The sequence below is a fragment of the Halorubrum tebenquichense DSM 14210 genome (genome assembly GCF_000337415.1).
GTDB classification, from domain to species: domain Archaea; phylum Halobacteriota; class Halobacteria; order Halobacteriales; family Haloferacaceae; genus Halorubrum; species Halorubrum tebenquichense.
On record NZ_AOJD01000053.1, the window covers coordinates 16768 to 38241 of the forward strand.

Below are 21474 nucleotides of genomic sequence, written 5' to 3' on the forward strand. Positions count from 1 at the left end.
AGAGCAACAATAAAGTGTGAATAATCATTATAGAACAAGGACTCGTCCGCCCTCAGAGAGCGGAAACCCCGGAATAGATCGCCATCGATCCGTGATCGTGACAGTTCTTCGAACTGACGGCGGATCAGTGTCAGACATAGATCATACGTGCTCGGCGGTGTAGGTGGTCATCGTGATCCCGGATCAGCGTCCGAGACCGAGTCCGGTGTCGTCGGGCGGTGACCGACGTCGCGGGGTGCCGGCTTCCCGGTCCGGTGTGATATCGACTCGATCGGAGCGGTCGTCCCGAAGCGGAGCCCGACGGACAAGAAGGAGCAAAAAATTCCGCATGACGGCGGAACCCCACGTCCGGTCACGACATGTGAGTCGGGCTGAACTTTTTTGTATGCTCATTCATACCTTCTGGTATGTCACGCCGAGGCATGAATGATAGTGACGATTCCCCACACGTCGGTCGGCGGCAATGGCTCTCCGCGCTCGGTCTCGCCGGGGCGGTAACGCTCGCGGGCTGTTCCGGCGACGGCGGCGGCGGCGGCGGCGGCGACGGCAACAGTTCGAACGGCGGCGGTTCGAGCGGTGATCTCGGTCAGGAGGAGGTGTACGCGACGGCCGCGGCGGCCTCTTTCTCGACGCTCAATCCGATATATAACAGCGAGGATGGAGCTGGGGACGCGATCGCTCGCGCCCTCGATCTGGGCTACGTGTTCGACGAGAACAACGAGTACGTCCCGCTCCTCTACGACATGTCCACCGAGGACGGCGAGGTGTGGACCTTCGACGTCCGCGAGGGACTCGAGTTCAGCGACCCGTACGGCGAGGTGACCGCGAGCGACTTCGTCTATCTCATTCAGGAGATACACCAGAGCAGTTGGGCGAGTTCGGTGAATTCGACGAACTGGACCGGCGTCGAGGTCGAAGAGACGGGCGAGTACGAGTTCCAGGCCACGCTTGAGACGCCGCAGCTCCTCTGGCCCGAGAGCTTCGATCCGCTGCTGTACCCGATCCCGCAGGAGCTGCTCGAACCGTACGTCGAGGAGGAAGACACCGAGGGGCTCCGGCAGGACGAGGAGCTGCTCGAACTCCAGTTCTCGGGGAATCTCGGCCCGTACGTCCTCGACGAGTGGCAGCGGGACGGCGGGACCCGGTACAGCCGCAACGACGACTACTACCTCCGGGACGCGGACGACCTCCCGGACGCGTTCAACGAGGCCCCGTACTTCGAGGCCGCGGAGGTCCAAGTGATCGGCGAGCAGGCCTCGCGGCTCGGTGCGTTAGAGACCGGGGAGGTCGACTCGGCGGCGATCCCGCCGAACCAGGTCGAGTCGTACCGGAACAACGACGAGATCTACGTCAACCGGATCCCGCAGCCGTACAACGAGAAGATCTCGGTCAACATGCGGGACAACGGGTGGACGACCGGCCCGGGGAACATGTTCCGACACGTCCCGTTCCGGCAGGCGATGGCCGCCGCCATCGACAAGGAGGGGCTGATCGAGGGCGTGTTCCGCGACTTCGCCCAGACGCACTTCACCTGGCAGCCGCGGTTCAGTAACTTCTACCCGCCGGAGGAGGACATTCCGCAGTTCGGCGTCGGCGACAGCTACGGGAGCGAGGTGGCCCGCGGGCTGGCCGAGGACGCGTTCGCGGAGTCCGAGTACGACTACCGGTTCGACGGCGAGACGATGGTCGACCCCGACGGGAATCAGGTCCAGCTCAGCCTCTACCACAGCGCCGGGCAGAACACCGAGCAGCTGATGGCGGACTTCATCGCCCAGGAGCTCGGCGACAACCTCGGCATGGACGTGACCGTCGAGGCCATCGACGGGACTCGGTTCAACAACGAGTACTGGCAGCAGACCGACTACCCCACTCCCGAGACGAACGAGGAGGGCGAGGTCACCAACGTGCCGGACGAGCTCGTCGACACGGTGAACGGCGAGGAGGTGGAGTGGACCCAGCCCACCGCGACCAACCCCGGCCCGCGCAACGTCACGTCCAACCAGGAGTGGGACATGTCGGTCGTGTTCGGCCTGAACACGTACCCGCGGAACCCGCTCACCAATAACGTCTTCTTCGAGGGCGCGAACCCGCTGTACAACCCTGTCGGCTACTACCCCGGGTTCGACGCCGAGCAGCTGTTCCAGAGCGCGCGAGAGGCGACCACGCAAGAGGAGCTGGCCGACGCGCTCATCGAGCTGTTCGCCAACCTCGCCGAGGAGCAGCCGTACATCATGCTCGCGTTCCCCGACGACACGGTCGGCTACCGCGAGGGACTCGAAGGGCCCATCGAGAACTTCTCCAACGGCTGGGACCTGGCCGCTTGGAGATACGGGGAGTAGGTTCCTTCCTCGCCACCACGCGCTCTCTACGATATCAACATGGGATTTGGAAGGTACGTCACCGCTCGCGTTCTCTGGGCAGGAGTTGTATCGCTCGTCATCACGACGATCACGTTTCTGCTGCTGTCGGCCGCGCCGAACCCGGACGTACAGCAGGCCACCACGCAGGCGGCCCTCCAGGGGGGAGACCCCGCGGCGGCCGCGGAACGGGCGAGAGAGCTCCGGGGGCTCGACGAACCGCTCTACGTCAGGTACTTCGATTTCATCCAGGGCGTGTACACCCTCGATTGGGGCTGGTCGAGCAGTCGGAGCCAGCCGGTCCTTGAGGCCGTCGTCGGCGCGCTGTACTACACCGCGCAGTACTCGATCCCGTGGACGATCCTCACGGTGATCCTCGGGCCGCTCGTCGGCGTGTACTCGGCCGCGAACATGTACAGTTGGCGCGACCACGCGGCGACCGGGTTCGCCTTCTTCGGCTACGCCATCCCGAACTTCTTCTTCGGGATCATCCTGCTGTTGATCTTCGGAGTCTGGCTGGAGGTGATTCCGGTCGTCTACAACACGGACGTCGCGGTGTTCAGCGTCGAGAACGTCGTTCAGCTGGCGATCCCGGTGTTCGTGCTGGTCACCGGCTCGATCGGCGCGCTCATGCGCGTCTCCCGGAACGAGTCCGCGGAGTTCCAGAACTCCGACTTCATGAAGACCGCGAAGGCGAAGGGCGTCTCGCCGCTCCGGGCGTACGCGTACCACGTCATGCGCCCGACGCTCGTCCCGGTCTCGACGACGCTCGTCGGACAGCTCCTCGCGCTGTTCTTAGGCTCGTCGCTGCTCGTCGAGGTCGTCTTCGGCATCCCGGGGCTCGGCCGGCTGACCTTCGAGGCACTGCTCTCACAGGACACCAACCTCGTGTTGGGGACGACCCTGTTCTTCACGTTCGTCGCGGTCGTGGGGAACCTCATCGAGGACCTCGTGTTCACCGTACTCGACCCGCGTATCAGCTATGATGACAGGTAACTCAACGGAGAACGATGGCGACTGAAAGCCCGGAACAGTTCGACCAAGTCGACTGGAACGACCTCTCGCGGTCGGGACGCTTCGATCTGTCGATCAACTCGATCGGGATGCTGGTGACGGCGCTCCCGCTCGCCCTGCTCGGCGTGTACGACTGGCGCTTCGTCGGCGACCGGACGGCGACCTTCGAGTTCGTCGGTCTCGATCGGACGCTGGAGACGGTCGACTTCTTGTTCATCTTCACGCTGCTCTTGGCGTTCTGGTACCTCGTCTTGCCGCTGTACCAGAACCCGCGGCGGACGCGGTACTACTGGAAGGAGTTCAAGCGCAACCGCCCGGCGGTCGTGAGCCTCGGTTGGCTCGGGATCGTGTTCGTCGGCGGGATCGTCGGGCCGCTCGTGATGAACGCGCCGCAACAGGAACTGCTCATCGCCTACCAGCCGCCGGTGTTCACGTCGGTCGTCGACACGACGCCGGCGACCTGCGTCGGAGAGGTGATCAACGGGCGCTGTCACGGGACCTGGCAGCACCCGCTCGGCACGACGAACGCCGGCCGCGACGTGTTCACGATGATCGTCTACGGGATGACGATCAGCATGCAGATCGCCTTCATCACGACGACCATCGTCGCGACGGTCGGCATCACGTTCGGCACGCTGAGCGCGTACGCGGGCGGCTGGGTGGACGAGATAATGATGCGGTTCACCGACATCATCCTCTCGTTCCCGACGTTCCTGATGTTCCTGCTCATCCTGTACATCTACGGCGCGGGGCTCGGCATGTTCATCGTGGTCTTCTCGCTGTTCGCGTGGGGCGGGACGGCCCGGTACGTGCGGAGCAAGTCGCTGTCGATCTCCGAAGAGGAGTTCATCAAGTCCAGCCGCATCAGCGGCGCGAGCACGTATCAGGTCATCCGGGGCCATGTGGTCCCGAACGTGGCGAGCAGCATCATCACGCAGCTCACGCTGCTCATCCCCGGGTTCCTGCTGTACGAGGCCCAGTTAGCGTTCCTCGGAATCGGCGACTCGACGGTGCCCTCGTGGGGGCAGCTCATCGCGGCCGGTCGGAGCGACCTCTCGTTCGCCCCGTGGATCGTGTTAGCGCCCGGTATCGTGCTGTTCCTGACCATCCTCGCGTTCAACTTCCTCGGCGACGCGCTCTTGGACGCGTTGAACCCCGAAGCCGAGGCGGAGAACGCATAATGCCAAGCGATCAGCTACTCGAGGTCGAAGACCTCACGACGACGTTCGGCACCGACGACGGAACGCTCACCGCGGTCGACGGGGTCGACTTCGACGTCGACACCGGCGAGACCGTCTGTATCGTCGGCGAGTCGGGGTCCGGCAAGACGGTCGCGACCGAGTCGATAACGCGGATCATCAAGACCCCGCCGGGGGAAATCGAAGGGACCGTCCGGTACAAGGGGCGAGACCTGCTGGCGATGCCCGAGTCGGAGCTCCGAGACATCCGCGGGAACGAGATCGCACACATCTTCCAGAACCCGCAGGAGGCGATGAACCACTGCTACACCGTCGGGTGGCAGATCACCGAGGCGCTCCAGATCCACCAAGACGTTTCGGACGAGGAGGCCCGCGCGAAGGCGGTCGACCTCATGGACCGAGTGGGGATCGCGAACGCGAGCGCGCGCTTCGACGACTACCCGCACGAGTTCTCCGGCGGCCAGAAACAGCGCGTGATGATCGCGATGGCGCTCGTCGGCGACCCCGACCTGCTCATTGCCGACGAGCCGACGACCGCCCTCGACGTCACGGTCCAGGCGCAGATCCTGCGGCTCCTCGACGAGCTACAGGAGGAGTTCGACATGGGCGTGCTGTTCGTGACCCACGACCTCGGCGTCGTCGCGGAGATCGCCGACCGGATCGTCGTGATGTACGCCGGGAAGGTGATGGAGCGGGGCGGCGTCCTCGACATCTTCGATCACCCCGCACACCCGTACACCCAACAGCTGTTGGAGTGTCTCCCGGAGTTCGGCGGGACGACGGTGGGCGGGATCCCCGGAACGCTCCCCGACCCGCACGACCCGCCGGACGGGTGCCGCTTCGCGCCGCGCTGCGAGTACGCCGAGGGGGCGTGTCGCGCCGGGGAGCAGCCGGAGGAGATCGAGGTCAGCCCGGGACAGCGGGTCTCCTGCGTCCACTACCGGCCGGGGATGGACCCCTCGGTCGTGCGGAACGACAACTTCGAGCCCGTCGGGGGCGACGGAGCGGCCGACGGCGAGGGCGGGGTGAGTCGCGCCGATGACTGAGCCGCTGCTCTCGGTCCGGGACCTGAAGAAGCACTACCCGATCCGGAAGGGGATATTCAACCGACAGGTCGGCGCTGCCCGCGCCGTCGACGGGATCAGCTTCGACATCGAGCGCGGCGAGACCCTGGGACTCGTCGGCGAGTCCGGCTGCGGGAAGTCGACCGCGGCGAGTTCGGTGATCCGGCTGGAGGAGCCGACCGCGGGAGAGGTCGTGTTCAACGGGAACGGCCGGGAGAACGCGACCCGGAACGCCGACGGGACGCACCCCAACGACGTGACGGCGTTCGACGACGAGGAGCTGAAGGCGTTCCGTCGCGGCGCGCAGATGGTCTTCCAGGACCCGTCGTCGAGTTTCGACCCGCGGATGTCGATCGGGAACGCGGTCGGGGAACTGCTCAAGATCCACGGGATGAGCGACCGCTACCGACGCCGGGCGATCGTCGAGGACCTGCTCGAACGCGTCGGCCTCTCGGGGAACGACTTCGACCGGTACCCGCACGAGTTCTCCGGCGGCCAGAAACAGCGGATCGCGCTCGCCCGGGCGCTGGTGTTGAACCCGGACCTCATCATCGCCGACGAGCCGGTGAGCGCCCTCGACGTCTCCATCCAGGCGGAGATCCTCTCGCTGATCGACGACCTCCAGGAGGAGTTCGGACTGTCGCTGCTTTTCATCAGCCACGACATGTCCGTCATCCGCCAGATCTGCGACCGCGTGGCCGTGATGTACCTCGGCGAGATCGTCGAGATCGGACCGGTGGGGGAGATCTTCACCGACCCGCAACACCCCTACACGGAGGCGCTGCTGTCGTCGATCCCGACGCCGGATCCGCGCGCGAGCGTCGGCGGCATCGAACTCAAGGGGACCGTTCCCAGTCCGACGAACCCGCCGAGCGGCTGTCGGTTCCACACGCGGTGTCACAGGGTGATACAGCCGGAGGGCGTCGACGTCGATCAGGACGACTGGCGGGGGCTGTTGAACTTCCGAGAGAGCGTCGCGACAGGCCGGGTCGACATCGAGCAGGTCCGAGAGAGCCTGACAGCCGGCGGCGAAGAGCCAACGGACCGGGCGATCCAAGCCGAACTCCGAGAGGAGTTCGACATCGGTGACTCGATCGGTGACGAGGACCTCGAAGAGGCGTTCACAGAGTCGGTCCGGCTCCTCTTAGACGGGAACGCCGAACGGGCCGGGCAGTTCCTCGAAGAGCGGGTCACGACGCCGTGCGCCCAGACGGTCCCCGAGCGAACGGTCCACTCGCCCGACCACGAGTCCGCGTGCCTCCGGCACGAGGGCAGGGCGTCCGCGGAGCCGAACCCCGCGGACGACTGACCGCGGTCGGGCGAGTTCCCCGCTACTCCGCCGTCGACGCGAACTCGGACGGGTCGATCCGCCGCGGCTCGGGCACGTTTACAGCGCTCGGAGCGACCGCCACGTCACCGCGGGAGTCCCCGATCCCGTCGCCGGCCTCTTCCCCGCCCTCGGGCGGGGCGAGCACCGCGGTCCCGCCGGCGGAGAGCGGGGCGAGGAGGCCGGCCGCGAGGGCCGGCGGATCGGAGAACGGGCGGCGGAGGACGACCCGCGTCCCCGCGTCCATCTCCCCCCGCTCGACGGCGGTCTCCGCGATCGAACACAGGTCGCCGTGCGTGAACTCGCGGGGCGGCCCGACGACGGCGACGTCGGCGGGGACGACGTCGCTCGGCGGCATCCCCGGGTTCTCGCTCCACAGCTCCTGCTCCCAGTGCGTGGTGTCGGGGCGGTCCGGCGGTCCCCCGAACGCGGCGAGGTTCGTTCCGGGTGCCGGGTCAAGGGCGGCCGCGGTCGCGACCGGCGCGAGGACGACGCGGTCGCCGGCCCCGATCCCGGCCGCCGGGTCGAACCGCACCGGCGCGCCGACGGCCGCGGCACCGAGGAACGCGAGCGCGGTGTGAAACCCCGGCGTCGGGTCGACGGCGACGGTCGCGCCCGCGCGGACCCCGAGGTATCGGAGCACGTTCGCCGCCTTGTACCCGTTCGTTATCAGGTCGTGGTGGGTCCGCTCCCGCCCGTCCGGCGTGACGAGCGCCGCGTCGCCGGTGCGGCGGTCGCGCGCGAGCAGGTCGCCGACGAGTTCCATGCGCGAACCTCGGAGCGCGCGGCCCTTAACGCTGCGGCGTCGGGCGGTGAGAGCAGAGTCCCGATCCGCGGACCGGCGTCCCGTCGGCCGTCCGTCCGCGGGTCAGGGCGCGCCGGCGATGACCATCTTCGAGCCGTCCGCGGAGAAGGCCAGGTCGCGGGTGGACCCCGCGTCGACGCGGACCGCGTCGCCGGGACCGAGGTCGACGGGGTCGCCGTCGACGGTGAGCGTCGCCTCGCCGTGGAGCAGCACGTACACCTCCTCGTGGTCGGCGTCCGCGTGGTCGTGTTCCATCCCCTCCCACCCGTCGTCGGCCTCGACGACGGTCACGCCGAGGTTCTCGCAGCCGAGCGCGTCGCGGAGGAAGTACATCCCGGGAGCGCGCGGTTCGACGTCGTCGTAGGCCGTCGTGTCGTAGCCCATGGTCGAGCGGAGAGCGCCCACCGATGAAAAGCTACGGGCCGGCGAAGGCACCGTGAACCGGGCGCGGCGACCGGGTCGTCAGAAGGAACTCTTCAGCTTCTCGAAGAAGCCGCCGCCGACGTCGATGTCCTCGCCGCCGGCCTCGGCGAACGCCTCCAGCGCCTCGCGCTGTTCGTCGTTGAGCGACTCGGGGACGACGACGGCGACCTGAACGTAGAGGTCGCCGCGCCCGCGGCGGCGGAGCCGGGGCATCCCCTTCCCCTGAAGCCGGAACGTCTCGCCGCTCTGCGTGCCGGCCGGGACGTCCATCTCGACGGTGCCGTCGACCGTCTCCACCTCGACGGTGTCGCCGAAGACGGCCTGCGGGAACGAGACCGCCTCGTTGACGCGGAGGTCGTCGCCGTCGCGCTCGAATCGCTCGCCAACGTCGACGTCGACCTCGATCAGCAGGTCGCCCTTCGGACCGCCGTTCTCGCCGGGCGCGCCCTCGCGCTCCATGCGGAGGCTCTGTCCCGAGCGGATGCCCGCCGGAATCTCGACCGAGAGCGTGGCCTCCTCGCGGACGACGCCGTCGCCGCCGCAGTCGGCGCAGTCCTCGCTGTACAGTTCGCCCTCGCCCTCGCAGCGGGGGCACGTCGAGGTCTGCTGGACGCGCCCGAGGGGCGTCTGCTGGACCTGTTGGACCTGTCCGCGCCCGTTACACTGCGGGCAGGTCTCCACGTCGGCGTCGGGCGGGTGGCCCGCGCCGTCGCAGGTGGCGCACTCGGTCGGCCGGGTGAGCGTGACCTCCTTGGTCGCGCCCTCGAACGCCTCCTCCAGGTCAATCGTCAGGCCGGTCTTGAGGTCGCGGCCCTGCCGGGGTCGGCTGCCGCCGCCCCCGCCGCCGCGGCCGCGACCGCCGCCGCCGAAGAACTGGTTGAAGATGTCCTCGAACCCGCCGGCACCGCCGGCACCGCCGGCACCGCCGAAGGGACCGCCCGCGCCGCCGGGGCCGCCGCCTCCGGTCGCGCCGCGCTTGTCAGCCTCGGTGAAGCGGTCGTGGCCCATCTGGTCGTACTGCTTCCGCTTCTGCTCGTCGGTGAGCACCTCCTTGGCCTTCTGGATCTTCTTGAACCGCTCCTCGGCGTTCTCGTCGTCGCTGACGTCGGGGTGGTGTTCGGCGGCCTGCTTGCGGTACGCCTTCTTTATCTCCTCCTCGCTGGCGTCCCGCGACACGCCGAGGACGTCGTAGAAATCTTCGCTCATGCGTTGCGTTGGTTGAGTGGTGTTGATCGCCCGGTCGGTTTAAGCGACGGGGTCGAGGCGTCGAAAATCGGGTCGCGAGGGGTTACTCGTCGTCGTCGTCCACGTCTTCGAAGTCGGCGTCGACGTACTCCTCGTCGTCGGCGTCGGCACCGCCGGGGCCGCCGGCACCGCCCATACCGCCCATGCCGCCGGGACCGGCACCGCCAGCGCCGCCGGGACCGGCCTGCGCGGCCTGTCCCTCGTACATCTGCTTGCCGATCTCCTGGAGCTCCTCGGTGAGCGCCTCGGTGGCGGACTCGATCTCGTCGGTGTCGGCGTCCTCGTCTTCGAGGACCGCCTCGACGTCCTCGATGGCCGCCTCGATGTCGGCGACGAGCTCGTCGTCGTCGAGCTCATCCTCGTTCTCTTCGAGGAGGGTCTCGGCGCGCTGGATCGTCGTCTCGGCCTCGTTGCGGGCCTCGATCCGCTCGCGGCGGGCCTCGTCCTCCTCGGCGTGCTTCTCCGCTTCCTCCTGCATCTCCTCGATCTCGTCGTCGGAGAGGCCGACGCCGCCCTCGATGGTGATCGACTCGGCGTTGCCGGAGCCCTGATCTTCGGCCTCGACGTTGACGATGCCGTTCTCGTCGATGTTGAACGAGACCTCGATCTGCGGCGTTCCGGCCGGGGCCGGCGGGATGCCGGACAGCTGGAACGCGCCGAGCAGCTCGTTCTCCTCGGCGATCTCGCGTTCGCCCTGGAAGACGCGGACGTTGACGGAGGTCTGGTTGTCCGCGGCCGTGGTGAACACCTTCGACTCCTCGGTCGGGATGGTGGTGTTCTTCTCGATGAGCCGCTCGAAGAGCCCGCCCTTCACCTCGATGCCGAGCGAGAGCGGCGTCACGTCCAGCAGGACGATGTCGTCGACGTCGCCGGAGAGCACGCCGCCCTGGACCGCCGCGCCGAGCGCGACCGCCTCGTCGGGGTTGACGTTCTTCTTCGGCTCCTGTCCGACCAGTTCCTCGACCTTCTCCTGGACCTGCGGCATCCGGGTGGAGCCGCCGACGAGGATGACCTCGTCGATGTCCGACTTCGAGTAGCCGGCGTCCGAGAGCGCCTGCTCGGTCGGCTCGACGGTGCGGTCGATGAGGTCCTTGGTGAGGTTCTCGAACGTCGCGCGGGTGACGGACTGTTCGAGGTGGACCGGGCCGCTGTCGGTCGCGGTGATGAACGGGAGGTTGACCGTCGTCTCCTTCTTGTTCGACAGCTCGATCTTCGCCTCCTCGGCGGCGTCCTTCAGGCGCTGGAGCGCCTGCCGGTCGTCGCGGAGGTCGATGCCGTGGTCGTTCTGGAACTCGTCCGCGAGGTGGTCGATGAGGGCCTCGTCCCAGTCGTCGCCGCCGAGGTCGTTGTCCCCGTTCGTGGCGACGACCTCGTAGACGCCGCCGCCGAGATCGAGGACCGACACGTCGAACGTGCCTCCCCCGAGGTCGTACACGAGGACCGTCTGGTCGGACTCGTCGTCGAGGCCGTACGCCATGGAGGCGGCGGTCGGCTCGTTGACGATGCGCTCGACCTCGAAGCCGGCGATCTCGCCGGCGTCCTTGGTCGCCTGCCGCTGCTTGTCGTTGAAGTAGGCGGGGACCGTGATGACCGCCTTCTCCACGTCGTCGCCGAGGTACTCCTCGGCGTCGCGTTTGATCTTCTGGAGGATCATCGCCGAGACCTGCTCCGGCGTGTACTCGTCGTCGCCGATCTCGACGGTGTAGCCGTCCTCGCCCATGTGCCGCTTGATCGACTGGATCGTTCGGTCGGGGTTCTGGACGGCCTGGTTCTTCGCCGGCTTGCCGACGAGGCGCTCGTCGTCGTCGGCGAACGCGACGACCGAGGGCGTCGTCCGGTCGCCCTCGGCGTTCGCGATGATCTCCGGCTCGTCGCCTTCCATCACCGCGAACGCGGAGTTGGTGGTACCGAGGTCGATACCGAGAATTTTGTTGCTCGCCATCTTGGTCACAGATAGCGGCTTGTTTCGGTTAAAGGTTACTAGACGCCGCCATTTCCGCGGAAGAAAGAAACCGCTGCCGTCGTGCGGTTTCTCGATCGTGTGAGTCGCTCACATCGATGTCTTTATACAGATCCGCAAACGCAGCGGCGTCCCGGCTCCGCTCGTGACCGCGGACCGGCCGCGGTTCGACCGGGTCCGCCCCTCAGATCCCGCTGACGAGGTCTTCGAGGACGGACTCGGGGTCGTCGGCCTTCGCGACGCCGGAGGCGAGCAGGACGCCGGCGGCACCGAGGTCGCCGGCGGTGGAGACGTCCTCGCCGGTCGAGACGCCGGCCCCGCAGAACACGTCGACCGCGGGGTCGACGGCCTCGGCGGCCGCGACCGCGTCCTCGACGATCCCGGGGTCGGCGGTGGCGACGGAGACGTCGCCGCCGATCAGCTCGGGGGGTTCGACGGCGACCGCGTCGGGACCGAGCGCGGCGGCCGCACCGACCTGCGCCGGGTTGTTCGCGCAGACGATCGTCTCCAGGTCGGCGCGCCCGGCCGCGCGGACGGAGCCGTCCACGTCCGCGAGCTTCAGGCGGTTCTCGGAGTGGTTGATCAGCGTCCCCGCCGCGCCGTTGTCGGCGACGGCCTCCGCGAGCGTCGACCCGGTGTGCGAGCCGTGCGCGTTCGGCGAGACGTGCTGCGCCCACGTCTCGACGCCGGTGTCGGCGACGCGAGCGATGTCGGCCGCCTGCGGCGAGACCGCGATCCGCGCGCCGGACGCCTCGGCCACGTCGCGGGCCGCGGTCGCGACTTCGATCGGATCGCACGGGTACGCCTTGAGGTTCACCAGAATGAACATACGCTCATTCGGGGGGCGCGGCGCAAATAGCTTCATGCTTCGCGGCGCTCCCCCGATGGACCGTCAGGGACCCCGAAACCGGGGGCGGTCTCAGTCCGGAGAGCAGAAACGACCTTATACCCCGCTGTTGTGGGTCCGACAAGAGATGTCCCTCATCGAGCTCATCGCGGGCGTGGAGGCTCACGAGGCCACGCTAACCGTGTACAACGCGGATCCGGCGGTTACAGACGAGCTTCGGGAGTACTTCGCCGACCGCAACGTCCGGATCGTCGACGACCAGACGGCCTCCGGCCCGGAGGAGTTCGCCGTGCTGGCGCGGGACGGCGAGTTCGTCACGGCGGTGACCGTCGACGACCTGTTGCCGCGGCCGAGCGGGGACGAAGACGGGGAGCCCGCGACCGGAACCGGCGACCGGGACGACGGGGACGGGACGGCCGGGCGCGTCGGGGAGCCGGTGTTGGACCACCTCGACGAGACGATGTTCACCTCCTACTCCCGCGAGGACATGGTCGCCGCGTCCCGCGAGATCGAGGACCGCGCCTGGCGGGTCGGCGACGGGGAGCTCCACGCCGGGTTCCAGACGCTCGACGTGCTCACCAGGGAGGCCGACACCTACGCCCTGCTCGGCGAGAAGGAGCGGCTCGACGTCCACGCGTACGCCGCGGACGAGGGCGACGCGCCCGACGTGGACCACTACACCGTCCACGTCGGCGAGACCGCCGAGATCCGGGAGACGTGGTTCGTCGCGTACGACGGCGGGGGGTACGACGACGCGAAGTGCGCGCTGCTCGCCGAGGAACGCGCGCCGGGCGAGTTCTTCGGGTTCTGGAGCTACGACCCCGAGACGGTCGACTACATCATCGACTACCTGACCGAGCGCTACGGCGGATCGGAGCAGACCGACGACGGCGGAGCGACGGTGTGAAAGGCGGGCGCTCGGCGGCGACCGCGTGGTAGTCGGCCGCGACGGCCGTCGCGACGGTCGCGCCCGCGGGGAGCCTCCGGTTCTGGTTCAGCCTCGGATTCGGGCTCACCCCTGCGACCTCTGCTGGTACCAGCGGATCGCCATGTACCCGCTCGTCGTCGTCCTCGGCGTCGCCGCCGTCGAGGAGCGGCCGGCGGTCGCGCGGACCGCGCTGCCGATCGTCGCGGTCGGGCTGAGCGTCGCCGCGTGCCACTCGTACATCCAGACGACGCTGGCGGAGTGTACGGTCCGGGGTCCCTGCGCGATCGTGCTGTGGCGGGGCCCGCTGGTCGGCCCCTCAGTCCCGAACCTCTCGCTCGTCGCGTTCGGACTGCTCGCGGTCCTGCCCGTCGGGATGCGTCGACGCGTCTGACGGGTGGGAAAGGGCGGAAAAGCGTGGAAGTTCGGCGGGCGCGGGCGGTCAGTCTTTCCGCTTGACGACGTCGCCGAGAGTCATCGTCCCGGGGTCGTCAGTCTCCCAGTCGGCGTCGTCGGCCGACTGGCCCTCGACGAGCGAGACGTCGAGCGCGCGTTCGAGCTTGCGCTGGACCTCGTCGGTCGGGAGCGTGTCGCCGCGTTCGAGCTTGCGGATGAGGCTCGCCTTCTCGTTGAGCTGGTCGGCCAGCTCCTCCTGGCTCAGCCCGCGCGACTCGCGCGCCTCGCGGATCACCTCGTCGTAGTCGGTGGCGATCTCGTCCATGTCGTCGAACATGTCGCGGGGGCGCGTCGAGCCGCCCGAGGAGCCGGAGGAGCCGGACGAGCCGGACGACGAGGACGACTTCCCGGTGCTGGAGCTGGTGGAGTACTTGCCGCCGCCGGAGCTCGTCGACTCGTCGCGGACCTCGGTCCCGAAGTCCGTACACGAGCTACAAAGCTCCAGTTCGGCACCTTCGACCTTCGTCGTCGTCAGCGAGGCCTCCTCGGTGCCGCACATCTCACACTGGGGCATACGCGACGCTAACGCTCCCGGTGGTATAAAGGGTGTGCCGCGACGCCGCGTCGACCCCTCGCCCTCAACGCCGTGTCAACACTCGCCCTCGACGCCGGGAGGTCGCAATCGTGCCGCGGTCGGTACCGACTTGTCGCCGCGGCCGGCAGGGGACGTATGGACGTTCACGTCACGCGCTCGGAGCTCCGAGGGACCGCCCGCGCGCCGCCGTCGAAGAGCTACACCCACCGCGCGCTGCTCGCGGCCGGCTACAGCGGGGGCGCGACCGTCGAGTCGCCCCTGATCTCGGCAGACACGCGAGCCACGGCGCGCGCCGTGAACGCGTTCGGCGGGTCCGTCGCGCCCGCGGGGGCGGCGGGGAGCGAGTCGACGACCGAAGGCGACTCCGACGGCGACCTCGGCGACGCCGACGCGCTCGCGGTCGACGGGTTCGCCGGCCGCCCCGGCGTCCCCGACGACGTGATCGACTGCGCGAACTCGGGGACGACGATGCGGCTCGTCACCGCCGCGGCCGCGCTCGCGGACGGGGTCACCGTCCTCACCGGCGACGGGTCGCTGCGCTCGCGCCCGCAGGGACCGCTCCTCGACGCGCTCGGGGACCTCGGCGCGCGCGCGGAGTCGACGCGGGCGAACGGGCGGGCCCCGCTGGTCGTCGGCGGGCCGCTCGCGGGCGGCGAGGTGGCGATCCCGGGCGACGTGTCCTCGCAGTACGTCACGGCGCTCCTGATGGCCGGAGCGGTCACCGACGAGGGGATCGAGGTCGACCTCACGACCGCGCTGAAGTCGGCCCCGTACGTCGACATCACGCTCGAACTGCTCGCGGACTTCGGCGTCGAGGCGACCCCCGTCGACGAGGCCGGCGACCCCCTCGACGGGGCGGCGGGTGCCGCCGGGTTCTCGGTCCCGGGCGGGCAGACGTACGAGCCGGCGGGCGGCAGCTACGCGGTCCCCGGCGACTTCTCGTCCATCTCGTACCTGCTCGGGGCGGGGGCGGTCGCGGCCGAACCGGGCGAGACGGTCCGGATCGAGGGGGCGCGGCCGAGCGCGCAGGGCGACGCGGCGATCGTCGAGATCGTCGAGGAGATGGGCGCGGCGGTCGACTGGGACCGCGAGGCCGGCGAGATCGCGGTCGAGCGCGCCGCCCTCTCGGGCGTCACGGTCGACGTGGGCGACACGCCGGACCTCCTCCCGACGATCGCCGCGCTCGGCGCGGTCGCGGACGGCGAGACCCGCATCGAGAACTGCGAACACGTCCGCTACAAGGAGACCGACCGCGTGTCTGCGATGGCCGAGGAGCTAGAGAGACTCGGCGCGGAGACGACCGAGGAGGAGGACGTGCTCACGGTCCACGGCTCCGAGAGCGACCTCCGCGGGGCGACCGTCGACGGCCGGGCCGACCACCGGATCGTGATGGCGCTCGCGGTCGCCGCGCTCGCCGCCGAGGGGACCACGACGATCCGCGGTGCCGAGCACGTCGACGTCTCGTTCCCCGGCTTCTTCGAGACCGTGGCCGATCTCGGGATGGCCGTCGAACACGAGAACGCGCAGGGAAGACAATAGTTATAGACGTTCGCAACTCACACAATACTAGATGGTGGCAGATAGCAAATGAGCGGCGAATCGTCGCCGAACGAGTCGGGTGACGGGCCGAACCCGGCGATCGTCGTGGGCGTCGTGTTCTCGGCTATCGTGGCGCTCACCGTGATCGCGTACACGGTGACGGTGAGCGCGGTCAACCTGTTGACCGTCGACCTGCTCGCGTATCCGATCGCCGGGGTCGCGCCGTTCGTCGTGATCACTGGCGCGATCCTCACGATCCCCATAATGATTCCGACGGCCCTGATCTCGATGAAGCGGCTCGGCTGACCGCGACCGCGGCGCGGCCCGGTCCTCGTTCGAGGCGTGACGGTCCCCCCGGTTCCGGACCGACGGGTACAGGTGCCCGCCGGAACGACACGGGGACATGGACGATATCGACGTCGAGCCCGTCGACCGGGTCGACGAGGGCGGCGACGCCGCCGTCGAACCCGCGGCGACGGACGAGGCACTGACCGTCGACGACGACCTCGCCGACCTCCCCGCGGGCGTCGACGCGCCAGACTACGTGCTGTACGGCGGGAAGGGCGGCGTCGGCAAGACGACGATGGCGGCGGCGACGGGGCTGGCCTCGGCCGCCGGCGGCGTCCGCACGCTCGTCGTCTCCACCGACCCCGCGCACTCGCTGTCCGACACCTACGAGACCGACATCCCCGCCGAGCCGGCGCAGATCCGCGAGGACGTGCCGCTGTACGCCGCCGAGATCGACCCCGACGCCGCGGTCGAGGAGGGGATGTTCGGCTCCGACGCGGACCCGCTCGGCGGGCTGGGCGAGATGGGCGACGCGATGGGCGGGATGGGCGGCGAGGGGGCCGCGGACGAGCCCGGCGAGGGGCTCGGCGGGCTCCTCGGCGGGACGATGCCCGGCGCGGACGAGGCCGCGGCGATGCGACAGCTGCTGGAGTACCTCGACGACCCGCGGTTCGACCGCGTCGTCGTCGACACCGCGCCGACCGGCCACACCCTCCGGCTGCTCCAGCTGCCGGAGATCATGGACTCGATGCTCGGCCGCGTGATGAAGCTCCGCCAGCGCTTCTCCGGGATGATGGACGGGATCAAGGGGATGTTCGGCGGGGGCGACGACGAGCCGGACCCCTCGGCGGACCTGGAGGAGCTCCGCGAGCGCATCGAGCGTCTCCGGGCCGTCCTCCGCGACCCGGCGAAGACCGACTTCCGCGTCGTCATGATCCCCGAGGAGATGAGCGTCGTCGAGTCCGAGCGGCTCGTCGCCCGCCTCGACGAGTTCGGTATCCCGGTGAACACGCTCGTCGTCAACCGCGTGATGGAGGGCGTCGACGACGTGACCGGCGGGGGCGGAACCGGTATCGACCCCGACTGGGTCGTCGAGCCGAACCCCGACAGCTGCGAGTTCTGCGCGCGTCGGTGGGACGTCCAGCAGAACGCGCTCCGGGAGGCGACCGACCTGTTCCGCGGCCGGGAGGTGAAGCGGGTCCCCCTGCTCGCGAACGAGGTCCGCGGCGAGGCCGCGCTGCGTGTCGTCGCCGCCTGCCTGAACTGAGCGGCGTCCGACGACCCGGGCTACTTCCCCGAGTTGGCGTCGGAGAACAGCCCCGCCCGGACATCGTCCGCGACGCCCGCGAGGTGCGCCTGTCCGAACACCGCGACGAGCAGCGCGCCCACCGAGTTGTACGTGAGGTCGGCCACGGTGTCGTCGAGCCCGTGTTGCGCGAGTGGCATGTCGATCCCGGTCTCGTCGGCGACGATGTCGAGTCCGAACTCGAACAGCTCCCAGAAGACGCCGAACCCGAGCACCACCACGAAGATGAAGGCGAACGCGAACCGGGCGGGGATCCGGATCTCGTCGCTGTGGAGGTCGACGGCGCGGATCGCGGTGTATCCAGCGCCGGCGACGAGCGACGCCGACAGCGCGTGCGTGAGGTGGTCCCACCAGCCGATCTGCGCGTAGAACCCCGCCGACCCGAGGGTGTGGAGGAACACCGCTGCCGTGATCCACACGCCGAGCCACGGGTCCAGCGGGATGTCGTAGTTCCGTTCGAGGATCGCCGGGATGAACGTGACGAGGAGTCCGATCGTCCCGTTCGTTACCGCCTTCGTCCCGCCGCCCGGCAACCCCAGGCTCCCGCCGACGAGCCCGTAGACGACGATTCCGACGAGGAGCACCTGCATCCCCCGTGTGATCCGTCGCTGCGTCCGCATCGAGGGGCGAGGGAGGATCCTCATCGGCGCACCACCCGCCGGATGGCGCGTCCCAGACGCCGCCCTCGGCGTCTGAAGTACGCGTCGAAGAGGATCCCGGCGGCGAGTCCGGCCAGCGTCACGTAGATCCACTCCATCATCAGCGCGTCGTTCGTCGTCAGGTAGTTCGTTCCGAGCAGCCGATCGGCGTTCCATCGCAGGATCGTCCACGCGCCCGCCGTCGCCAGCGTCGTTAGCGTGACGAGCGCGACGGCGAACCAGTGGGTCACTTGGAGCGACGTGAACATGTGGAACTCGACGATGAGGACGAGCGCCAGGGCGGCGAGCGCGAGGTACGTCGCGAAGACGCCGAGTTCGCCGCCGAACAGCGCTCGCACGAGCGCCGGCAGCAGCGCGAGCCCGAGCAGTTCGGCCGGGAGCAACACCTTCCAGTCCCGCGCCGAGACGGCGGGGGCCGCGACGACCGCGACGAGGCCGACGACGAACACGAGCGACAGCAGGTCGGCGTCGAGGAGGCTCTCGACGAACACCCCGGCGAGCACCGCGACCATCGCCCACACGACGATCGCGTTGGTGCGGCCGTTTCGGAGGAGCCGAACTAACCGGTCCTCGACGGTCTCGTCGCCCGCCCCTCCGTCGCGTTGCGTTCCGTCCATACGGGGCCTCAACGCCGAGGGCACTAATAGGGGTTGCTCCGTCCGACGGACGGCCCGAGACCGGACGGGCCGAACGGACGCCCTTTTACCCGCTACGCCCGTCCGATCGGTATGAACTGCCGGCGGTGTGGCACCCCGATCGAGAAGCCGGGGGACTACTGTCTGACCTGTAACACCGCCAACGCCGACGCCGTCGTCGCCGAGTTCGAGAGCGACCGCGCGCACCTGACGATACTCGACGAGGACGCGGTCGTCGGCCAGACGACGGTCACCACGCGCCCGGAGGCGGGCGAGCGGCTGAGCGAGGTCCAACTCCGGAACTTCGCCGGCCGCGTCGCGGACGAAATCCGCCGGAAGCGCCCCGAGACCGTCTACGCCGCCGGCGAGCGTGAACCCCTCCGCGAGACGCGCGCGCAGCTCCACCACGAGTTCTACCGCGTCCCGGACGGCGGCGCGGGGGGTCGCCGGGAGGGCGCTGACGACGACAGCGACGACGCCCGCGGGAACGTGAGTCCGGTCGTCGCGTGGGTCCTCGACCGCCGCGGGGACCGGTCGCTGGCGGTGGTCGAGACGCCGCCGAGGGAGAAGATCGGGGGGTCCCACTCGACGCTGATCGGCGACCGCAAGGGCCGGAAGGCCGTCCAGACCGTCGCGGAACACCCGCACGTCAAGAAGATCGTTCCCGGCCCCATCGACGCCGGCGGGACCGGGTCGCGGACCGGCCTCCGCGCGAAGGCGACGCGCGCCGGGACCAACGGGAACGTCCGACTCCTCCTACGCGACGGGTCAAGCGTTCAGGAGAACCGGATCGTCACCACGGCGATGGATCGCGAGACCGGCGAGCGCGTCCGCGAGGACCTCAACGAGGCGCTCCGCGACGCGGAGCTTCAGGACCCGTAGTCGGGGCCGCCGCGGCGACCGAGTCCCGACCGCCGTGTCCACATCCGTCCGTCGATGTCCAGATCTCCGGCGTACGGCCCGGAACCGACCGCTACCGACCACCGCTCCGTCGCGGGGTTTTTCACGAAACCGGGCGTTGCGAGCGGTGTGAGTAGCCTCGTCACGCTCGGCGCGGGCGTCGTCTTCGGACTGGCGCTCGCGGCTCCGCCCGGCCCGATGAACGCGGTGATCGCCGAGGAGTCGGTCCTCCGGGGTCGCGTCGCCGGGGTCAGGGCCGGACTCGGAGCCGCGACCGCCGACGCGATCTTCTTCGTCCTCGCGTACGTCGGCGTCGTCGCGGTCGTGGAGTCGTTCCCGCTGGTACAGGGACTCATGGTGGCGGTCGGCGGCGTTCTGATGCTGTACTTCGCGGTCGGCGCGGCGCAAGGGGCTCGGGAGTCGTTCCGCCCGACCGAGGGGGAAGAGCCGATCGTCGCGGAGGGGAAGGGGTTCCGCAAGGCGCTGGTGCTCGCCTTAACGAACCCGTACCAGGTGCTGTTCTGGCTGACCATCGGCGTCGGCCTCCTCCGGCCCGGCGAACTCGACGTCCTCTCGCGGCTGCCGGTCGTCGGCGCTGACCTCGCCGGGACGCTCGTCGTCGCCACCGGATCGCCCGCGCTCATCGTCGGCTTCTTCCTCGGCGTGCTGCTCTGGGTCACCGGGTTCCCGACCGGGCTCGTCGCGGCGGAGCGCCGGATCGAGACGTTCGCGCCGGTCGTCGCCGTCGGTTCCGCCGTCGTGCTCGCCGGCTTCGGCGTCTACTTCCTCTACGACGCGGCGACGACGCTCTCGGCGCTGGCCGTCTGAGCGGAGAGTCGGCGGGAGGCGACCGAGGCCCGTTCCGTGACGGGCGACGCCCGCGGTCCGGCGACCGACATGGACAACGGCTTTGCCCCGTCGGTGCGAGCGTCCCGTATGTTCGAGAAGACGACGTGGATCAAGCTCCCGCGGAACGTCCTCGTGGGACACGACGTCCTCGACGACCTCGGAGAGGCGGTCGGCGACCTCTATCTCACGGGCCGACCGCTGATCGTGACCAGTCCGACGCCGAACGAGATCGCCGGTGACCGCGTCCGGGCGCAGTTCGACGACCCGGCGACCGCCGTCGTCGAGGAGGCCTCGTTCGCCGCCGTCGAGGAGCTGAAAGAGACCGCGGAGGCGGTCGACCCCGGCTACCTGATCGCGTTGGGCGGCGGGAAGCCGATCGACATCGCGAAGATGGCCGCCGACCACCTCGACGTCGGCTTCGTCTCCGTCCCGACGGTCGCCTCCCACGACGGCATCGTCTCCGGGCGCTCCTCGATCCCCGAGGGCGACACGCGCCACTCGGTCGCCGCCGACCCGCCGCTCGCGGTCGTCGCGGACACGACGCTGATCGCTGACGCGCCGTGGCGGCTCACCACCGCGGGCTGTGCGGACATCATCTCCAACTACACCGCGGTGAAGGACTGGCGGCTCGCCCGCCGCCTGCGCAACGTCGAGTACAGCGAGTACGCGGGCGCGCTCTCCGAGATGACCGCGGAGCTGCTCGTCGAGAACGCCGACATGATTCGACCGGGGTTAGAGGAGTCGGCGTGGGTCGTCGTGAAGGCGCTCGTCTCCTCGGGCGTCGCGATGTCCATCGCCGGCTCCTCGCGGCCCGCCTCCGGCGCGGAACACCTCATCTCCCACCAGCTCGACCGGATCGCCCCCGGCAAGGCGCTCCACGGCCATCAGGTCGGCGTCGCGTCGATCCTGACCGAGTACCTCCACAGCGGCGAGAACGGCCGGTGGGACGCCATCCGCGACGCGCTCGCCGAGCTCGACGCCCCGACGACCGCGGCCGGACTCGGGGTAGACGACGCGGAGCTGATCGCCGCCCTGACGAGCGCCCACGAGATCCGCGACCGCTACACGATCCTCCAGGGCGGGATCAACGAGGAGGCGGCGATCGAGGTCGCGACGGCGACCGGCGTCATCGACGACTGAG

General features: G+C 69.3%; 21 protein-coding genes. 13 read left to right on the plus strand and 8 right to left on the minus strand.

From position 1 onward, the window contains the following. Window positions 1–407: 407 nt before the first annotated feature. Genes C472_RS10035 through C472_RS10055 form a run of 5 tightly spaced genes read left to right on the plus strand, consistent with a single transcriptional unit; the run spans window position 408 to window position 6943 of the window. Entirely contained in the window at window positions 408–2339 is a 1932-nt protein-coding gene (locus tag C472_RS10035) for an ABC transporter substrate-binding protein (RefSeq protein ID WP_049906511.1), read from the plus strand. A 39-nt stretch (window positions 2340–2378) separates the two neighbouring features. Next, the gene (locus C472_RS10040) at window positions 2379–3353 is read left to right on the plus strand and encodes an ABC transporter permease (RefSeq protein WP_006629717.1); all 975 of its coding nucleotides are present in this window, start codon (window positions 2379–2381) and stop codon (window positions 3351–3353) included. Window positions 3354–3367: 14 nt separating this feature from the next. Continuing rightward, window positions 3368–4552, plus strand: a complete 1185-nt coding sequence (locus C472_RS10045) for an ABC transporter permease (RefSeq protein WP_006629718.1) — start codon at window positions 3368–3370, stop codon at window positions 4550–4552. Beyond that, entirely contained in the window at window positions 4552–5616 is a 1065-nt protein-coding gene (locus tag C472_RS10050) for an ABC transporter ATP-binding protein (protein WP_006629719.1), read from the plus strand. The genes C472_RS10045 and C472_RS10050 overlap by 1 nt, the downstream gene beginning before the upstream one ends. Further along, window positions 5609–6943 carry an ABC transporter ATP-binding protein gene (locus C472_RS10055; protein ID WP_006629720.1) on the plus strand — a complete coding sequence of 445 codons (1335 nt, stop codon included), beginning with the start codon at window positions 5609–5611 and terminating at the stop codon, window positions 6941–6943. Before C472_RS10050 ends, C472_RS10055 begins: the two co-directional genes overlap by 8 nt. Before the next feature lie 22 nt (window positions 6944–6965). Here the strand turns inward: C472_RS10055 and C472_RS10060 are convergent, their stop codons facing one another. The 5 genes from C472_RS10060 to tpiA all read right to left on the minus strand — a co-directional run bounded on the left by C472_RS10060 (window position 6966) and on the right by tpiA (window position 12223). After that, entirely contained in the window at window positions 6966–7727 is a 762-nt protein-coding gene (locus C472_RS10060) for a hypothetical protein (protein ID WP_006629721.1), read from the minus strand. Between the two features lie 102 nt (window positions 7728–7829). Next, window positions 7830–8150, minus strand: a complete 321-nt coding sequence (locus tag C472_RS10065) for a cupin domain-containing protein (RefSeq protein ID WP_006629722.1) — start codon at window positions 8148–8150, stop codon at window positions 7830–7832. Between the two features lie 78 nt (window positions 8151–8228). Then, window positions 8229–9395: a molecular chaperone DnaJ gene (gene dnaJ, locus C472_RS10070; protein ID WP_006629723.1), complete on the minus strand. Its 1167-nt coding sequence runs from the start codon at window positions 9393–9395 to the stop codon at window positions 8229–8231. A gap of 82 nt (window positions 9396–9477) precedes the next feature. Then, window positions 9478–11376: a molecular chaperone DnaK gene (gene dnaK, locus C472_RS10075; protein ID WP_193788344.1), complete on the minus strand. Its 1899-nt coding sequence runs from the start codon at window positions 11374–11376 to the stop codon at window positions 9478–9480. A 202-nt stretch (window positions 11377–11578) separates the two neighbouring features. Next, window positions 11579–12223, minus strand: coding sequence for a triose-phosphate isomerase (gene tpiA / locus C472_RS10080; protein ID WP_006629725.1), 645 nt, complete (start codon window positions 12221–12223; stop codon window positions 11579–11581). A 145-nt stretch (window positions 12224–12368) separates the two neighbouring features. Between tpiA and C472_RS10085 the strand changes: the two genes are divergently transcribed. Together C472_RS10085 and C472_RS17805 are read left to right on the plus strand one after the other, a co-directional pair. Beyond that, window positions 12369–13148: a DICT sensory domain-containing protein gene (locus C472_RS10085; RefSeq protein ID WP_006629726.1), complete on the plus strand. Its 780-nt coding sequence runs from the start codon at window positions 12369–12371 to the stop codon at window positions 13146–13148. Between the two features lie 142 nt (window positions 13149–13290). After that, window positions 13291–13560 carry a hypothetical protein gene (locus C472_RS17805; RefSeq protein WP_006629727.1) on the plus strand — a complete coding sequence of 90 codons (270 nt, stop codon included), beginning with the start codon at window positions 13291–13293 and terminating at the stop codon, window positions 13558–13560. Between the two features lie 48 nt (window positions 13561–13608). Here the strand turns inward: C472_RS17805 and C472_RS10095 are convergent, their stop codons facing one another. Continuing rightward, window positions 13609–14136 carry a multiprotein bridging factor aMBF1 gene (locus tag C472_RS10095; protein ID WP_006629728.1) on the minus strand — a complete coding sequence of 176 codons (528 nt, stop codon included), beginning with the start codon at window positions 14134–14136 and terminating at the stop codon, window positions 13609–13611. Between the two features lie 156 nt (window positions 14137–14292). Between C472_RS10095 and aroA the strand changes: the two genes are divergently transcribed. The 3 genes from aroA to C472_RS10110 all read left to right on the plus strand — a co-directional run bounded on the left by aroA (window position 14293) and on the right by C472_RS10110 (window position 17251). Beyond that, window positions 14293–15696 (plus strand): 3-phosphoshikimate 1-carboxyvinyltransferase, encoded by a 1404-nt coding sequence (gene aroA / locus C472_RS10100; RefSeq protein ID WP_006629729.1) that lies wholly within the window; start codon window positions 14293–14295, stop codon window positions 15694–15696. A 48-nt stretch (window positions 15697–15744) separates the two neighbouring features. Then, window positions 15745–16002: a hypothetical protein gene (locus C472_RS10105; protein WP_006629730.1), complete on the plus strand. Its 258-nt coding sequence runs from the start codon at window positions 15745–15747 to the stop codon at window positions 16000–16002. A gap of 97 nt (window positions 16003–16099) precedes the next feature. Beyond that, entirely contained in the window at window positions 16100–17251 is a 1152-nt protein-coding gene (locus C472_RS10110) for an ArsA family ATPase (RefSeq protein ID WP_006629731.1), read from the plus strand. Window positions 17252–17271: 20 nt separating this feature from the next. Here the strand turns inward: C472_RS10110 and C472_RS10115 are convergent, their stop codons facing one another. Together C472_RS10115 and C472_RS10120 are read right to left on the minus strand one after the other, a co-directional pair. Next, entirely contained in the window at window positions 17272–17934 is a 663-nt protein-coding gene (locus C472_RS10115) for a hypothetical protein (RefSeq protein WP_049906512.1), read from the minus strand. Then, complete coding sequence (locus C472_RS10120) at window positions 17931–18566, minus strand: hypothetical protein (RefSeq protein WP_006629733.1); 636 nt, start codon at window positions 18564–18566, stop codon at window positions 17931–17933. The genes C472_RS10115 and C472_RS10120 overlap by 4 nt, the downstream gene beginning before the upstream one ends. Before the next feature lie 111 nt (window positions 18567–18677). On the opposite strand from C472_RS10120, the gene C472_RS10125 reads away from it, so the two are divergent. The 3 genes from C472_RS10125 (at window position 18678) to C472_RS10135 (ending at window position 21473) form a co-directional block, all read left to right on the plus strand. Next, window positions 18678–19466, plus strand: coding sequence for a DUF2103 domain-containing protein (locus C472_RS10125; RefSeq protein ID WP_006629734.1), 789 nt, complete (start codon window positions 18678–18680; stop codon window positions 19464–19466). 147 nt (window positions 19467–19613) lie between these two features. Next, on the plus strand, window positions 19614–20312 hold the full coding sequence (locus tag C472_RS10130) for a LysE family translocator (protein WP_006629735.1): 699 nt from the start codon (window positions 19614–19616) through the stop codon (window positions 20310–20312). Window positions 20313–20420: 108 nt separating this feature from the next. Continuing rightward, entirely contained in the window at window positions 20421–21473 is a 1053-nt protein-coding gene (locus tag C472_RS10135; protein WP_006629736.1) for an NAD(P)-dependent glycerol-1-phosphate dehydrogenase, read from the plus strand. Window position 21474 lies beyond the last annotated feature (1 nt).

Bases quoted from the DNA above. Each gene is read 5' to 3' on its own strand.
- C472_RS10105 (WP_006629730.1), top strand. From the start codon at position 15,745: ATGAGCGGCGAATCGTCGCCGAACGAGTCGGGTGACGGGCCGAACCCG.
- C472_RS10125 (WP_006629734.1), top strand. From the start codon at position 18,678: ATGAACTGCCGGCGGTGTGGCACCCCGATCGAGAAGCCGGGGGACTAC.
- C472_RS10050 (WP_006629719.1), top strand. From the start codon at position 4,552: ATGCCAAGCGATCAGCTACTCGAGGTCGAAGACCTCACGACGACGTTC.
- C472_RS10040 (WP_006629717.1), top strand. From the start codon at position 2,379: ATGGGATTTGGAAGGTACGTCACCGCTCGCGTTCTCTGGGCAGGAGTT.
- C472_RS17805 (WP_006629727.1), top strand. From the start codon at position 13,291: ATGTACCCGCTCGTCGTCGTCCTCGGCGTCGCCGCCGTCGAGGAGCGG.
- C472_RS10120 (WP_006629733.1), bottom strand. From the start codon at position 18,566: ATGGACGGAACGCAACGCGACGGAGGGGCGGGCGACGAGACCGTCGAG.
- C472_RS10135 (WP_006629736.1), top strand. From the start codon at position 20,421: ATGTTCGAGAAGACGACGTGGATCAAGCTCCCGCGGAACGTCCTCGTG.
- dnaJ (WP_006629723.1), bottom strand. From the start codon at position 9,395: ATGAGCGAAGATTTCTACGACGTCCTCGGCGTGTCGCGGGACGCCAGC.
- C472_RS10110 (WP_006629731.1), top strand. From the start codon at position 16,100: ATGGACGATATCGACGTCGAGCCCGTCGACCGGGTCGACGAGGGCGGC.
- C472_RS10115 (WP_049906512.1), bottom strand. From the start codon at position 17,934: ATGAGGATCCTCCCTCGCCCCTCGATGCGGACGCAGCGACGGATCACA.
- C472_RS10035 (WP_049906511.1), top strand. From the start codon at position 408: ATGTCACGCCGAGGCATGAATGATAGTGACGATTCCCCACACGTCGGT.
- C472_RS10085 (WP_006629726.1), top strand. From the start codon at position 12,369: ATGTCCCTCATCGAGCTCATCGCGGGCGTGGAGGCTCACGAGGCCACG.
- C472_RS10065 (WP_006629722.1), bottom strand. From the start codon at position 8,150: ATGGGCTACGACACGACGGCCTACGACGACGTCGAACCGCGCGCTCCC.
- C472_RS10055 (WP_006629720.1), top strand. From the start codon at position 5,609: ATGACTGAGCCGCTGCTCTCGGTCCGGGACCTGAAGAAGCACTACCCG.
- C472_RS10045 (WP_006629718.1), top strand. From the start codon at position 3,368: ATGGCGACTGAAAGCCCGGAACAGTTCGACCAAGTCGACTGGAACGAC.
- C472_RS10095 (WP_006629728.1), bottom strand. From the start codon at position 14,136: ATGCCCCAGTGTGAGATGTGCGGCACCGAGGAGGCCTCGCTGACGACG.
- dnaK (WP_193788344.1), bottom strand. From the start codon at position 11,376: ATGGCGAGCAACAAAATTCTCGGTATCGACCTCGGTACCACCAACTCC.
- C472_RS10060 (WP_006629721.1), bottom strand. From the start codon at position 7,727: ATGGAACTCGTCGGCGACCTGCTCGCGCGCGACCGCCGCACCGGCGAC.
- tpiA (WP_006629725.1), bottom strand. From the start codon at position 12,223: ATGTTCATTCTGGTGAACCTCAAGGCGTACCCGTGCGATCCGATCGAA.
- aroA (WP_006629729.1), top strand. From the start codon at position 14,293: ATGGACGTTCACGTCACGCGCTCGGAGCTCCGAGGGACCGCCCGCGCG.